14 protein-coding genes and 1 pseudogene are annotated in these 13,630 nt (G+C 34.0%); 12 read left to right on the top strand and 3 right to left on the bottom strand.

Annotation, left to right across the window (positions count from 1 at the left end; genetic code table 11):
* Positions 1-595: 595 nt before the first annotated feature.
* The 10 genes and pseudogenes from COJ46_RS22720 (at position 596) to COJ46_RS22680 (ending at position 9,303) form a co-directional block, all read left to right on the top strand.
* Positions 596-1,375 (top strand): sugar phosphate isomerase/epimerase family protein, encoded by a 780-nt coding sequence (locus COJ46_RS22720; protein ID WP_097975219.1) that lies wholly within the window; start codon positions 596-598, stop codon positions 1,373-1,375.
* A complete protein-coding gene (locus tag COJ46_RS22715; RefSeq protein ID WP_097975217.1) occupies positions 1,363-2,322 on the top strand; it encodes a sugar kinase in 960 nt (319 codons plus the stop codon). The genes COJ46_RS22720 and COJ46_RS22715 overlap by 13 nt, the downstream gene beginning before the upstream one ends.
* Position 2,323: 1 nt before the next feature.
* The gene (locus tag COJ46_RS22710; protein ID WP_097975215.1) at positions 2,324-3,604 is read left to right on the top strand and encodes an MFS transporter; all 1,281 of its coding nucleotides are present in this window, start codon (positions 2,324-2,326) and stop codon (positions 3,602-3,604) included.
* Between the two features lie 64 nt (positions 3,605-3,668).
* On the top strand, positions 3,669-4,319 hold the full coding sequence (locus COJ46_RS22705) for a bifunctional 4-hydroxy-2-oxoglutarate aldolase/2-dehydro-3-deoxy-phosphogluconate aldolase (protein ID WP_097975213.1): 651 nt from the start codon (positions 3,669-3,671) through the stop codon (positions 4,317-4,319).
* 325 nt (positions 4,320-4,644) lie between these two features.
* Entirely contained in the window at positions 4,645-5,622 is a 978-nt protein-coding gene (locus tag COJ46_RS22700) for a LacI family DNA-binding transcriptional regulator (protein ID WP_097975211.1), read from the top strand.
* A 150-nt stretch (positions 5,623-5,772) separates the two neighbouring features.
* Complete coding sequence (hxlA, locus tag COJ46_RS22695) at positions 5,773-6,405, top strand: 3-hexulose-6-phosphate synthase (protein WP_097975210.1); 633 nt, start codon at positions 5,773-5,775, stop codon at positions 6,403-6,405.
* A gap of 3 nt (positions 6,406-6,408) precedes the next feature.
* Positions 6,409-6,957 carry a 6-phospho-3-hexuloisomerase gene (hxlB, locus tag COJ46_RS22690; RefSeq protein WP_097975208.1) on the top strand — a complete coding sequence of 183 codons (549 nt, stop codon included), beginning with the start codon at positions 6,409-6,411 and terminating at the stop codon, positions 6,955-6,957.
* A 770-nt stretch (positions 6,958-7,727) separates the two neighbouring features.
* Positions 7,728-8,060, top strand: a pseudogene (locus COJ46_RS25305) (hypothetical protein); the annotation flags it as partial.
* A gap of 160 nt (positions 8,061-8,220) precedes the next feature.
* Positions 8,221-8,478 (top strand): hypothetical protein, encoded by a 258-nt coding sequence (locus COJ46_RS22685; RefSeq protein WP_098566362.1) that lies wholly within the window; start codon positions 8,221-8,223, stop codon positions 8,476-8,478.
* 360 nt (positions 8,479-8,838) lie between these two features.
* On the top strand, positions 8,839-9,303 hold the full coding sequence (locus COJ46_RS22680) for a hypothetical protein (RefSeq protein ID WP_097975204.1): 465 nt from the start codon (positions 8,839-8,841) through the stop codon (positions 9,301-9,303).
* Positions 9,304-9,349: 46 nt separating this feature from the next.
* Here the strand turns inward: COJ46_RS22680 and COJ46_RS24695 are convergent, their stop codons facing one another.
* Positions 9,350-9,511, bottom strand: coding sequence for a hypothetical protein (locus COJ46_RS24695; RefSeq protein ID WP_176527978.1), 162 nt, complete (start codon positions 9,509-9,511; stop codon positions 9,350-9,352).
* Between the two features lie 239 nt (positions 9,512-9,750).
* A complete protein-coding gene (locus COJ46_RS22675; RefSeq protein ID WP_097975203.1) occupies positions 9,751-10,638 on the bottom strand; it encodes a LysR family transcriptional regulator in 888 nt (295 codons plus the stop codon).
* Between the two features lie 131 nt (positions 10,639-10,769).
* Here COJ46_RS22675 and COJ46_RS22670 point away from each other — a divergent pair, with 131 nt between their 5' ends.
* Positions 10,770-12,032, top strand: a complete 1,263-nt coding sequence (locus COJ46_RS22670; RefSeq protein WP_098566361.1) for an APC family permease — start codon at positions 10,770-10,772, stop codon at positions 12,030-12,032.
* 343 nt (positions 12,033-12,375) lie between these two features.
* A complete protein-coding gene (locus COJ46_RS22665; RefSeq protein ID WP_097975200.1) occupies positions 12,376-12,774 on the top strand; it encodes a hypothetical protein in 399 nt (132 codons plus the stop codon).
* Positions 12,775-12,903: 129 nt separating this feature from the next.
* On the opposite strand, the gene COJ46_RS22660 is transcribed toward COJ46_RS22665, so the two are convergent.
* On the bottom strand, positions 12,904-13,536 hold the full coding sequence (locus COJ46_RS22660) for a LysE family translocator (RefSeq protein ID WP_098566360.1): 633 nt from the start codon (positions 13,534-13,536) through the stop codon (positions 12,904-12,906).
* Between the last annotated feature and the right edge of the window lie 94 nt (positions 13,537-13,630).

Below are 13,630 nucleotides of genomic sequence, written 5' to 3'. Positions count from 1 at the left end.
TCTGTTCAACCAACTACCATTAAAGGAGAACGAAGCGAGTGTTCTAAATAAAAGCAAGAATCATACTTTACAATTGTCCGTTGATGTCTTGAAGTTATGGATGAGGTTAGCAAACAATCTGGTGTCTCTTACTCCTTTGAATGAATCCTTGATTAGTTAAAAATATGTTTATTACCTGCCGGTATATAAAAAAAATAGGTTTCAAAGATTACATTCAGATAGAAATGCATTTGTTAAATGAAAATTGATACATATAAAAGATTATCAACTAGCTACTTTATTAAAGAAATAAAAAAATACCCGTTCCTAAGACCATTAAGAATGGGTATTTTTTTATAATGTGTAGTCACTAACTTAGAACATGCTTTCTCATTTAATAAAGCCCTCATAATAGGTGCCTGACATTGTTTGTGGAAAGTGTAGGAGTTTTGTCCATAATTACCAAATATTAACTGAAAAATCTTTATTGATAAAAAATTATGAAGGGCTTATAATACAAGTAAATCGATTTACTAAAACGGTTTACTAAAACGATTTACTAAATCGATTCACTCCAAATGTTTTATTAAATAACTTGATAGAAAGGGTCTTCGCAATGAAAAATGTAATTGTCCCGTTAAATGCTTTTGACAGAATCGAAGTATTAGAGAAAGGGCATTCATCATTTGTTGAGCTAATTGCTCAGTCTGGTGCTTTTGGAGTGGAGATTCGTCATGAATTATTGCCAGTAGAGAACCCACAGCTTGATATAATTAGACGAAAAATTGATCAATTTGGGCTTTTCACTATCTACTCTGTTCCGATTGAATGCTGGAAAGAAGATTACCAATTAAATGAAGAGCACTTAATGCAAGTTTTCGATGAAGGAAGGGTACTTGGAGCAAAATGGATAAAGATATCCTTGGGTCATTTTAATAAGGATGTTTCAGATGTCCTAGAATTAAAAAATTTCCTCAACCATCACCAAGATGTCCAGTTGCTGATCGAAAACGACCAAACATATTATGGCGGGAACGTTCATTCTTTAACATCTTTTTTTGAAAGCGTTACCGAACTCGATATTCCTGTTAAAATGACATTTGATGCCGGAAACTGGTATTTTTGTGGTCAGGATGTTGAGGAGGCATTAAGTAAACTTGCTCCATATGTAATTTATCTTCATTTAAAACAGGTAGAAGAACATGATGGCAGTCTACAAACCTTACCGGTGCAAACGGAAGGAAATCTTAGCTGGATGAAAGTTATGAAGAGTTTTCCAGTTGATATCGTTAAGGCGCTTGAATTTCCAATTGAACCGAAAGAGAAAACAAAAGAATATATTTATTTTGTTACTGAATTAGCAACAGAAAGTGGGGCTTTATCATGCGACAATTAGATGTAATTACCTTTGGTGAAGCTATGGCGATGTTTATTGCCGACAAACCTGGTTTCTTACATGAAATTAATCAATACAGCCTAGAACTTGCAGGTGCTGAAACTAATGTTGCCATCGGACTTGCTAGGCTTGGACTTCGTTCCGGCTGGGCTAGCAAAGTAGGGAAGGATGCTTTTGGTAAATTCATTATCCAACGGCTTAAAAATGAAAGCGTTGACATTAGTAGCGTGTTAATAGATGATCTGAACCCGACGGGATTCCAATTGAAATCGAAAGTAACCGAAGGGGATCCAGAAGTTCAATATTTCCGAAAAGGGTCTGCAGCAAGTCATTTCCAAATAGAGGATTTCAATGAAGAGTATTATAAGACAGCGACTCACCTGCATATGACGGGGATACCTTTAGCCATTTCCCAACAAGCAAGAGATTATGCTAAACATGCTTTATCATTTATGAAAAAGAATGGGAGGACCGTTTCATTCGATCCAAATTTACGCCCATCTCTTTGGGCATCACAAGAAGAAATGGTGGAACAAATCAATGCTGTTGCCTTTCAAGCTGATTATGTTTTACCAGGAATTTCGGAGGGAGAAAGATTAACAGGTTTTAAAAATCCAGCCGATATTGCTTCTTTTTACTTACAAAAAGGTGTCAAGCTTGTAGTAATAAAGCTTGGTGAAGAAGGGGCATTCTATAAAACATTAAACGAAGAAGGAACAGTTCCAGGTTTTAAAGTGGAAGAAGTCATCGATACAGTGGGTGCGGGCGATGGCTTTGCTGTTGGCCTCATTAGCGGATTAATTGAAAACCCTTCCATCTATGAAGCAGTATTAAGAGGAAACGCAATCGGAGCTTTATCCGTTCAAGCGCCTGGGGACAACGATGGATATCCAACCAAAGTAAAATTACTACAATTTATAGAAAATAATTTAAAAGGAGTGAATTAAAATGAAACAAAGTATTGCAAAACAAAGATGGTTGCGCCTTATTCCAATTGCGTTCATCACTTACAGTCTTGCCTATCTCGACCGTGCTAATTATGGGTTCGGGGCAGCAATGGGGCTCGCGAAGGACCTTCATATTACACCAAGTACTTCATCATTACTTGGTTCGCTTTTCTTTTTAGGTTATTTCTTTTTCCAAGTACCTGGTGCCAGCTATGCCGAAAGAAATAGCGCTAAAAAGCTGATTTTTTGGTCATTGATTTTATGGGGTGCATTAGCCTCAGCAACAGGTTTTATTACCAATATTAAATTGTTGTTTGTGATTCGCTTTGCTCTTGGAGTAGTAGAAAGTGCAGTTATGCCATCGATGCTAGTTTTCTTAAGCCACTGGTTTACGAAATCAGAACGTTCACGTGCTAACACGTTCTTAATTTTAGGAAACCCGGCAACTGTATTATGGATGTCAATTGTCTCAGGTTATCTTCTTAATTCTTTTGGCTGGAGATGGATGTTTATTATTGAAGGTATTCCAGCGATTATTTGGGCATTCATTTGGTGGAAATTGGTTGATGATAAACCTAAGGACGCAAAATGGTTAACAGATCAAGAAAAAACAGATTTTGAAATACAACTAGAAAAAGAACAAGAAGGATTAAAAGTAGTTAAAAATTATAGAGAAGCATTTAGATCAAAACCTGTTATTTTATTAAGTGCCCAGTATTTTCTATGGAGCATTGGGGTTTACGGATTTGTAATGTGGCTTCCAACCATTATTAAAGCGGCACCTAATATGAATATTGTCAGCACTGGCTGGTTGTCGTCTGTACCTTATGGTTTAGCGGTTATTTTAATGCTGGTTTCATCTTATTTCTCTGACAAAACCTTAAATCGTGGCGCCTTTGTTTGGCCATTCCTATTAATTGGAGCGGTTGCCTTTTATGTCTCTTATGCAATTGGAGCAAATCATTTCTGGCTTTCCTTTACCTTGTTAGTGATTGCCGGTGGTGCAATGTATGCTCCATACGGTCCGTTCTTTGCGATTATACCAGAAATTTTACCACGAAATGTGGCTGGAGGAGCGATGGCTCTTATTAACAGTATGGGTGCATTAGGTTCATTTGTCGGTTCATATATTGTTGGTTATTTAAATGGACGTACAGGAGGATTTGGTGCTTCCTACATCTTTATGGCAGGTTCGCTATTTTTATCAGCCCTTTTAACAATCTGGGCGGTAAAGGCTACGAAAAAAGACAGTAAACCATCACATTTCAATGTGAGTGCATAAAAAAATATCACCAGCTTTAGATTTTTTCTAAGGCTGGTGATCTATTAAAAAGGGAGTCTTTAAAATGGGTGTAGAAGAAATAAAAAAACGAGCTGTTGTCGCAGTAGTTCGTGGTGCCACTTTGGAAACTATTATACCGATGGCTGAAGCGTTGAAAAAAGGTGGGGTCACTACCCTTGAAATCACGATGGAAACACCGAAAGCGCTAGCGATTATTGAAAAATTGTCAAGTGTCTTCGGGGATGACATATTGGTAGGTGCTGGAACGGTTTTGGATGCGGAGACTGCTCGTGCTGCTATCATGGCCGGTTCTAAATTTATTTTTTCACCGACTTTAAATAAAGATACAATCCAAATGACAAAACGTTATGGAGTAATCAGTGTTCCGGGCGCATTTACACCAACTGAAATACTTACTGCCTATGAACATGGTGCTGATGTAATTAAAGTATTTCCAGCCGGTAGTGTAGGACCTGACTATTTTAAAAATATAGCCGGACCACTGCCTTATGTTCCACTCATTCCAACAGGAGGCATTAACTTGCAAAATGCAAAAGATTATATCCGAGCAGGCGCCGTTGCAGTTGGAGTGGGTAGTTCTTTGGTTGATCCGAAACGACAATTAACTGATCAATATTTATTAAAAGTAACCCAAAATGCAAAGGGTCTAATGGAAGAGGTTCTTTTCGCAAGAAAAGGGTTGGTTCACATGTAAGGAAGGTGGCGGAAGCTGGTATGACACTTTGTTTTTGTGTCATGCAAGCAACTGTCATCTTTTCTTTATTTTTTGTGGATACTATATAATTGTGAGTTGGGAATCATATTAGGGTAAGTCAGTACTGTTTAAGTGACACGTAAATACTCAAATTTGGAACATGACGGAAATATAATGTAGATAATAAAAAGATTATTAGTCAATTCAATAGTTGTCAGTTATCTTGTCCTTAAGACCAGTAACTTTTAAAATTTATTAGCTGGAAAATGACTAGATCTTTCGGTAAAATGAAGGCACCATAGAAAGTTGAAAGAGGAAAATGATTATGGAAAAAATAACCATTACCGATGTTGCAAAAGCAGCAGGTGTTTCGAAAAGCACGGTGTCTCAGTTTTTAAATAAAAAGTATGAATATATGGGAGAAAAAACAAAGCTTAAAATAGAAGAAACGATTAAACAACTTGGTTATCAGCCAAACTATATTGCCAGAAGTCTGAAGCAAAAACGTACTTCTATGGTGGGAATTATAGTAGCTAATAGTATCCATTACTTTTCAGCGGAGGTTATCCGTGCGATTGAGGACTTCTGCCATAAACATGATTTGCATGCCATCGTATGTAACGCTGATGATGATCCCGAAAAAGAGAAACGATATATTGAAATGTTAAGAGCAAAGCAGGTGGATGGACTCATTATTTTCCCAACCGGACATAATAACGCGTTATATGAGAATATGAATAAGACAGGCTATCCTGTTGTGTTTATGGACAGGAGAATAGAGAATCCTAATGTTTTTTCTGTACTTACAGACAATCAAGAGTCCACTTATAAAGCAGTGAAGAAATTTATTGAAAAGGGCCATCAGAACATCGCCTTTGTGGTGCAACCACTTACGATTAGTCCGCGAATCGACAGATTAGAGGGATATAAGAAAGCTTTGTTCGATGCAGGTATAAAGCCAAATTTAGATTTCATTATTGAAGCTAGTTTAACGGAAATGAAAAGTAAACTAGAGAAACTTTTTTCATCTGAGAAAAAGCCGACAGTCTTAATTGCAGCAAATGATCGTGTTTTTTTGATGGTTATGAAATTTTTAAAAGAAAAGAAGATCAAGTTGGGCAAGGAACTAGAATTAGTTGTATTCGATAATATTCCGTTCGCTCAATTACTAGAATTTCCCCTTTCTATTATAATTCAGCCCGCAGCTGAGATGGGAGAAAAGGCAGCGGAATTATTGTTTGAGCAAATAAACAAAACTGACTTAGAACCTTTAGAGCTTATTTTTCCAAGCCGAATGGTGTAGGGGGCTATGCCTGTCATGCCCCAGAAAGCAGAGTTTTTTGTCGAGTTTCTTAAATAGTTTCTAATTATTGAAAAACGCTTTCAAATGAAGTATAATCCATTAATAAACCGGTTTAGTAAATCGGTATATTAACTAAAAAGGAGATAAATCATGAACATACAATTAGCATTGGACCGAATGGGAATAGCGGAAGCTATTCAATTATCAAAAGAAGTAGAGCCACACATCGATTGGATTGAAGTTGGAACCTCTTTAATAAAAGAATTTGGTATGGCTAGTGTTACAGAGATCAAACAAGCATTTCCAACTAAAACAATTGTTGCAGATATAAAAACGATTGACAATGCCCGCTATGAATTTGAACTTTGTTTTCAAGCTGGGGCAGATGTAGCCACTGTCATGGGGGTATCGCCTTTAGTGACAATCGATGCTTGTATGGAAGTTGCAAAGCGCTACAATAAAAAGGTAATGATTGACTTATTAAATACCACCGATGAACAAAAAAATTCATTGTTAAAATATAACGAAGCTATTTTTTGTGATCATGTCAGCAAAGATCAACAAGAAGAATCAGGTAATCGAAATATTGGAACAAGGATTGGGGACGAGCAATCAATTCAACTCGCTGTAGCGGGCGGAATAACGTTTGATTCAATTGGCAGTTTGATAGAGAAGGTAAATCCAGATGTTGTCATTGTAGGTTCTGCCATCACTAAAGCTAACAATCCATCAGATGCTTCAAAAAAATTTAAACAACTAATTTTACAGGCAAAGGGTGAATAGAATATGACAGTTGTATCAACTATTTTAAAAGAAATTGAAACTGTTCTTGGTCAAGTAGCAGAGGATCAGCTTCAGGGATTAGCGGTTCAATTGCAAAAAGCAAAAAGGATTTTTGTGATTGGTGAGGGCCGTTCCGGATTTATGGCAAAATCGTTTGCGATGAGACTAATGCATTTGGGTGCAACTGTCTATGTGGTCGGAGAAACCATTACCCCTTCCATTGCAGAGGGAGATTTGTTAGTGGCTATTTCTGGCTCTGGAACAACAAAAAATGTGGTTTGGACGGCAGAAAAAACAAAATCTCTTGGCTGCTCAATTATTGCAGTAACAACGAATCCGGAATCACCATTAGCAGCCGCTGCAACTGAAATTCTACATGTACCAGCCGCAACCAAATACCGACGGGAGAACGAGTTGAGAACAATTCAACCGCTAGGTTCTTTATTTGACCAATGCTCTCATATTGTATTTGATGTGGTATGTTTACTTTTTGGTAGACTTAATGATATGGATAATAGCAAGGCTTTTAAATTGCATAGTAATTTAGAATAGAGTGCAATGTTTTATTCCATTGCAAAGCAATAGTCTAAATTATTTTTTTAAACGTCCTCAGTGAATTTTATCAAACATTGCTTAGTAGGGTGAAAGGCAAAAACTGGTCGAAGATTGCAAAAAATGCATTTAATTTGAGTAGGATTTTATCCAGATTGGATTGGATCTATACTCTTTTTTAGGTACATGAATCCTAAGACATTTCAGTATTCGTTTCTCTAGCATGGAGCAATTGACAGTAATCGCACTTAAAAGCCTTAATTTATTTTTATGATTTAAATTTCAGGTTAAAATGATACGAAGAACCATATCCCAAGTGATGATAAACAATATTTCAGAGTGTACTATCGAGATTTTTAAATTAAATGTAATAAAAGATATGTTAAATAAGTAGAAAATATAAAGCGAAAGAGGGAGGATTTAGTCTATCTCTTTCGCTTTTTATTAATTATTGGAGTCTTGAAAAAAAAAATTAATAAAGTGTAATAATTAAAATATTTTATTAAAGAAAAGTTGTTTTTTTCTACACCAAAAGTATAGTTTGGCTCTTGAGTAGTTCAATTTTATTGAATAGATAATTAATTTTAAATATTTTGTATAATAATAGGGAGAAATTCTTTGAATTGGGAGTCAATTAACTGTAGGTATGGTGAAGGAAAATTATGTGAAATTTTGATAATCTGAATATGACTGATTTTTATTTTGAAGAAGTTTATAAGTATATTAGTTAGCCTAAAGAATCAAGCAATGAACCAGGGCTAAGGAATGCACAAATTGGAGAAATTTATTCAATTTGTGCATTCCTTACAATTAATGATTCTAATACAGCAATTGTTGTCATACCCACAGGTTCAGTCAAAACTTCTGTGTTAATGATGGCACCATATGTATTGGGAGCAAAAAAGGTTCTCGTAGTTACCCCAAGTAAGATGGTTTGGGGGCAAATCACAGAGGATTATAGCAATTTAAGAACACTAATTATAGCAAAACAATACCAGTTAAGTATTGATCGAAGGGTAGCTGATATTGTTACTCATTGTACTTACTTTAGGGAATTTATTTCAGTTCACTTAAACGAATTTATGATTAGCTTGTACAACTAACGAGAGCGTTAGTTCAACAACGATGGGCTGCTTCCGTAGTCCATTTTTTGTTGTGCTAACTGGCAGTTTAGTTGTATTAGACATGGTAATTTTTTCAAACAAAAAGCAAGGAATTAGTATGATAAAATTCAACTATTAAAACTATTTAGGGAGAAAAAATGTGATTTTTGATATATTATTTTTTGTATTGTTTATGTTTGCAGCATTTCATTTTTATAGAAAGTACATATTAATTGGTCATGGAATGAACTATTTTATTGGAGCAAATTCATTTATTGCAGGTTTTGGAATTATAAAAGCCAATATTCCCGATGACAAGAAATGGGTTTTCCATATGGTAACAGTAATAATAGGACTATCAATTTTAGCTTTAGTTGAATTTTTAAGGAAAAAGCATAAGAATAAAGTCATTAGTTAAGTTATTTATTAATAGCGGAAATCGAAGAAAGATAACGGTGAATAAATGGTGGTTAGATTTTTATGTGCATTTACGATTTTTGGAATACTTGTTTATTTGCTTTTTCATACTATATCTCAAAATTATCTTGCATGGTTAATGATTATTTACCCTGCACTTTATTTTGTTATTTTTGAAGTTATTTTTAAATTTAGTAAAAGGAATTCTACTAGTGAAAGGTAGTAAATAAATTGACTGAAACAGTAAAAGATTTTATTGGTTGTATGTTATTTATTGAACCATTTCATTAAAATCCTTATGCAACTAACGAGAGCTTTAGTTCAATAGCTATTATCTTGTAAATCATTAAGGAGTTAACATATGTACATTTGGAATATAAAGGGACTTGTTCAAGCTTTAAAAAAAGGGAGTCTGTCTAGTAAGTCACAAAAACAATATAAAGCAATAGGTATTTCTTTATTTGCATTAGCATTACTAGCAGATCCGATATTAATGATGACTGAATCTTTCAATCGCTTAGATATTATTGATATGATTAGTTATTTGGTTATAAATTTAGTTGGAATTTATATAGCATACATATTAAATAAACGAGGAGATGGGAAAGAATTTGGATTTCGTTACTTTAGTTTATATCTCCCAATCACACTTCGTTTTTTTGTTCTTTTTTTGATTATAACTATAGTAGGATATTTGGTTCTCCCAATTTTTTATCCTTCAATTTTATTAGATGAGACCAACTGGTTCGATTTATTTACTTCAGTAGGAACAGAAGTTTATTTTAATATTTTAATGGTGAAATATATTAAAAAAGTAAATGAGTAGTTATTTTGCTACTTATTGAACTAACGAGCGCTTTTGTGTAGAAAGATCAATGGTATTCTTTAAATGCTTCTTCATTTTTCGTGATCGTTGCTTTTGCAGCATCAATCACTGCATTCATCTCGCTTGTTGTTTTGTTTTCATAAAAATCGTTGCTATTTATTTTAAAATAAGCGGTTAGTTTAATCAGGATGCTCGTTTTCCTGAGCATCCTTTAGTGTCTTCTCGCCTGCGGAATCCCACCCTTAACGCTACTCCTATGGAGTCTTACACCTTCTATTTCAACTATCTTCTTTACAGTTAGATTGTTTTAATAAATCCTTTTTTAGAATATTCTTTTAGTTGAGAATCAGAAAAAGCACAAACTAGTGTAATATTTAACAGCAGCTTAATTATTAGTTGTATCAACTATTTAAGTTACTGTTCAAACTAGTTGTGCTTATTTTACTTTTATCTCCAACCTTTCGCATGTACTTCTACTATTTCTATAAATTTTCTTGTGGCATGAGATTGCCATCTATTTTTATGCCATGCCATGATTGTAAATACACTTCCTAAGCTAGTATCCCATTCAATTGAGCGCATATTTTGTTGTTCGATTTCATTATTTACTGTCATCAGCGGTAGCATTGAAATACCAAGTCCACACATGACACATTGCTTTATTGCTTCGACACTCCAAAATTCGATTCCGGATTCAGTGGCAATCCCTTTACTTCTTAAGAATGCCTCAAAATAGTCTCGATAGCTTCCTTGTTCAGTCAATAGTATATTTTCGTTTTCATATAACGAAAACTGAGTCAGAGTTCGATATGTTTCCGAATCTGGAGGTAACAAGATGACAAGTTTTTCTTCAACAAGAGTTTCCATATGAAAATCGGGATCTGATAATGGTGCTTGCAAGAAGAAAGCGATATCCAGATCACCTCTGCGAAGCTCATCCTGTAATTCCCAGCATAACCCTGATTTCATAATAATATTTACGGTTGGATAAAGCTTCCGAAAGGATTGAATGATAAATGGTAGGCGATATATTGTAAGGGATTCAGGAGCGCCGATCCTAAGAGTTGTGGGTATTTCTTTATCCATTCGAAACACGTCTTTTGCTTTTGTATAGAGTTGAATCATATCAATTGCATGGGTAAGAAAATGACCACCAACTTCGGTTAATTGAACCTTTTTACCGATTCGATCAAACAATGGGACACCTAATTCTTGTTCAAGTGCTTGGATATGTGCTGTAACGGTAGACTGAGCATACCCCAAATGGACTGCAGCTTTTGAAAAACCACCCAAGTCTACGATTGATTTAAATGTAATCAAATGGCGTATTTCCATAATTACCTCCTACTATCGAAAATTCCGATTGATAATATCGTATATATTCATTTTACCGATTATATGTCATTACATATAATTAAATTATACGAGATTACAATTTCTTTCAATAAAAATTTTGAGGTGATTTTATGGAGAATCGGAAAATAGGATATTTATTGCTAAGTGGGCTAATGATCGGTCCAATATTAGGTTCAGGAATTATCATATTACCTCCTGCTGTATTTGAAACAGCTGGAAATTATGCAATTTTTGCTTGGATACTTATGCTTGGGTTAAGTATGTTATTTGCAAATATGTTAGGGAAATTAAGTTTGATGATTCCGGGTGATTCAGGTGTACCTTTAGCAGTAGAGCGTGCTTTTGGAACTCATATTAAAAATCTTTCGGCAATATTCTTTTTACTAGCAGTTTGTTTTGGTCCTATTGCAGTGTTAGGGACAGCGGGACATTATTTACAACTTTTAACAACACAAACTCTTTTTAATGAAAAATGGCTAGCAATCGGCTTACTATGTTTTGTGTATTTGATCTTAACTAGGAATATTGCAGTTGTAGGAAAACTTGCATTTGTTATGTCCAGTATTATAGTAGTAACTCTACTTGTAGGTAGCTTTCATACATTATTTACAGTTGATGGCAATATATCTTTATCCAATTCAATTACTGTGAATGATTTTGGCCAAAGTTTATTATTGTTGTTTTGGGCATTAACTGGGTGGGAAGTAATTGGCAGTTACTCATTAGAAGTAAAGTCACCTAAAAAGACAATTCCAAAAGCTGTAGCATTAAGTTTTTCAGTGATTGCTCTTGTAAGTCTGACGGTAGCTCTGGCATTCCAGTGGGTACATTCAAAAGATTCGATTTCATCTGATCAATCATTAGCTCCATTACTTCAAAGTTTATTTGGTCGATGGGCAACTCCAATTATATCGACCATTACAATTGTCTTATGTATTAGTACAGTTCTGTTAGTAATTGGAGCAGTTTCTAGGCTAGTTTCAGATCAAGCAAAAAATGGATTATTACCAACATGGTTATCATTTAAAAATAAAAATAATGTTGCGTCACGTGCATTGCTAAGTTTGTTTTGTATACACGCAGTTGTATTCATTCTTTTCTTTTTGGATATCGTTAGTATTCAGCAATTAGTATCAGTTGCTAATGCCTTCTTCTTATGTAATGCACTATTAGGCGTATTAGCATGTATCAGTTTATTCAACTCAATTTATTTAAAAATAGGCTCAGGAATTCTTGCAATTTGTTTTCTAGGGATCTTATTATTTTCCTCCCCAATCATTATAATTGTAATTGTAGTAGTTACTGTTTATTTTTTTGAATACAAAGAAAAGAAAGTATTAAAGAACCGAAGTATTAGTAAAAACAGGGAGTGATTTATAACAAACTTTGAATTCAAACTAAGCATTGTAAAAGAAACCGTTCGATTAAGAGGTTTCTTTTTTTATAAGCAACCTTGGTATATAGGTTATTTACAATTTTTTATAAAGAACCGAGAAGAACCAATACTCATACAACCTTCTTTTAAAGGTACAGTAGCTCCCTATAATTTGAGAAAAGAAACTACTGACTTATATTAGGGTGAATTTCCATACTATTAAACATTCAAAGGAAGAATGGAATCAAGATAAAAAGATTTCTTATAGAACTAACGCATGCTTTAGTTGAATAAGATCATGATTCACAAACACGACTTTTTTGTTGGAAGGAGATAATTAGATGATAAATTCAATCTCTAAACCAAAAATTCCCAAAAACTATAAATACATTTTGAAGACGAGTCAATTAGAAGAAGTATTGAAAGAAAATAAGTGCACAATTCATGTTGATTTGGAATATTGGCTACCACAAAAGATTGGAAATATTTTAGAAGTCCATTATTGGTTACCTAATTCAAATGTTCCATATAGTCGTTTATATATTAGAGCAGGAGCTTTAGACAATAAAGATGTACATGAAGCAAGGGAAGTAATGATAAAGACTGTTTACCCTGAGTTTATTAAGTGGTTGGAGTATTATTTAAAGTTACCTGAAAATGCACCTCAACTTTTTAAAAAGCCTTATTTTTGTGCAGTTTATGAAGAAAATAAAGTCAAATTTTCATCAAATTCTTATTGAACTAAAGCATGCGTTAGTTGTATAACAAATATATATAAATCCCTTCAGATATCGTTTCTGAAGGGATTCTTAATAATTTTATTCAACATAAATTCATTTATTTTAGGGGGCATCAGATTTTTGATAAGTTTAGTTAGGAGATTTTATTTGTAGTAGCTTAATCCCCATACCAATAAAGATGATTCCAGTTACTTTGTTTAAAACCATTCCAACTTTCTGATTTCCTCTTAGTTTCTTAGTTACATAAGAAGAAAAATACGCAACAAATAAACACCATAACAACCCTGTTGCTGTAAAAGTCAGTCCTAAGATCAGAAAAGGAATCGGTCCAGAAGCCTTTGTATCGATAAATTGTGGAAGGAACGAAAGAAAAAATAAAGATACTTTGGGATTTGTTAGGCTCGTTAAAATACCTTGCACATATACTTTGCGAATATTTAATTTATCGACTTCAGTAGCTTGAAACGCAGCATTTGATTTATCTAGTAGCATACGTATCCCTAAGTATAACAAATAGATAACACCTAAAATCTTAATCGTATTAAATAAGAAAACAGATTTTAATAGTATAAGGGATAATCCAAACGCAACGAAAAGCGTATGAATTAATGAGCCTGAAATGATTCCTAAAACCGAAAATACTCCAGCTTTTCTCCCTTGAGAAATACTTCGACCTACGATATACATCGTATCTGTACCAGGAATTAAATTTAACAAAATTCCTGTTATTAAAAATACTTCGTAATGAAAAATACCATACACATTTATGCACCCTTTCTTTTTTTAAGGTGCCCTTATCGATATTACAGCATCATATATGATTTGGAAATTATTTTTTCTTATTTTGTGATAATTT

This window comes from Bacillus sp. AFS077874 (assembly GCF_002566505.1).
GTDB lineage: Bacteria > Bacillota > Bacilli > Bacillales > Bacillaceae_G > Gottfriedia.
The sequence above is the reverse complement of the archived record's forward strand: the minus strand, read 5'-3'. Positions and strand labels throughout refer to the sequence as shown.

What these genes read in the sequence shown, in the direction of transcription:
- COJ46_RS22700 (WP_097975211.1), top strand. Translation starts at nt 4,645, where the DNA reads ATGGAAAAAATAACCATTACCGATGTTGCAAAAGCAGCAGGTGTTTCG.
- COJ46_RS22720 (WP_097975219.1), top strand. Translation starts at nt 596, where the DNA reads ATGAAAAATGTAATTGTCCCGTTAAATGCTTTTGACAGAATCGAAGTA.
- COJ46_RS24695 (WP_176527978.1), bottom strand. Translation starts at nt 9,511, where the DNA reads ATGCTCAGGAAAACGAGCATCCTGATTAAACTAACCGCTTATTTTAAA.
- hxlA (WP_097975210.1), top strand. Translation starts at nt 5,773, where the DNA reads ATGAACATACAATTAGCATTGGACCGAATGGGAATAGCGGAAGCTATT.
- COJ46_RS22670 (WP_098566361.1), top strand. Translation starts at nt 10,770, where the DNA reads ATGGAGAATCGGAAAATAGGATATTTATTGCTAAGTGGGCTAATGATC.
- COJ46_RS22680 (WP_097975204.1), top strand. Translation starts at nt 8,839, where the DNA reads ATGTACATTTGGAATATAAAGGGACTTGTTCAAGCTTTAAAAAAAGGG.
- COJ46_RS22715 (WP_097975217.1), top strand. Translation starts at nt 1,363, where the DNA reads ATGCGACAATTAGATGTAATTACCTTTGGTGAAGCTATGGCGATGTTT.
- COJ46_RS22710 (WP_097975215.1), top strand. Translation starts at nt 2,324, where the DNA reads ATGAAACAAAGTATTGCAAAACAAAGATGGTTGCGCCTTATTCCAATT.
- hxlB (WP_097975208.1), top strand. Translation starts at nt 6,409, where the DNA reads ATGACAGTTGTATCAACTATTTTAAAAGAAATTGAAACTGTTCTTGGT.
- COJ46_RS22675 (WP_097975203.1), bottom strand. Translation starts at nt 10,638, where the DNA reads ATGGAAATACGCCATTTGATTACATTTAAATCAATCGTAGACTTGGGT.
- COJ46_RS22665 (WP_097975200.1), top strand. Translation starts at nt 12,376, where the DNA reads ATGATAAATTCAATCTCTAAACCAAAAATTCCCAAAAACTATAAATAC.
- COJ46_RS22705 (WP_097975213.1), top strand. Translation starts at nt 3,669, where the DNA reads ATGGGTGTAGAAGAAATAAAAAAACGAGCTGTTGTCGCAGTAGTTCGT.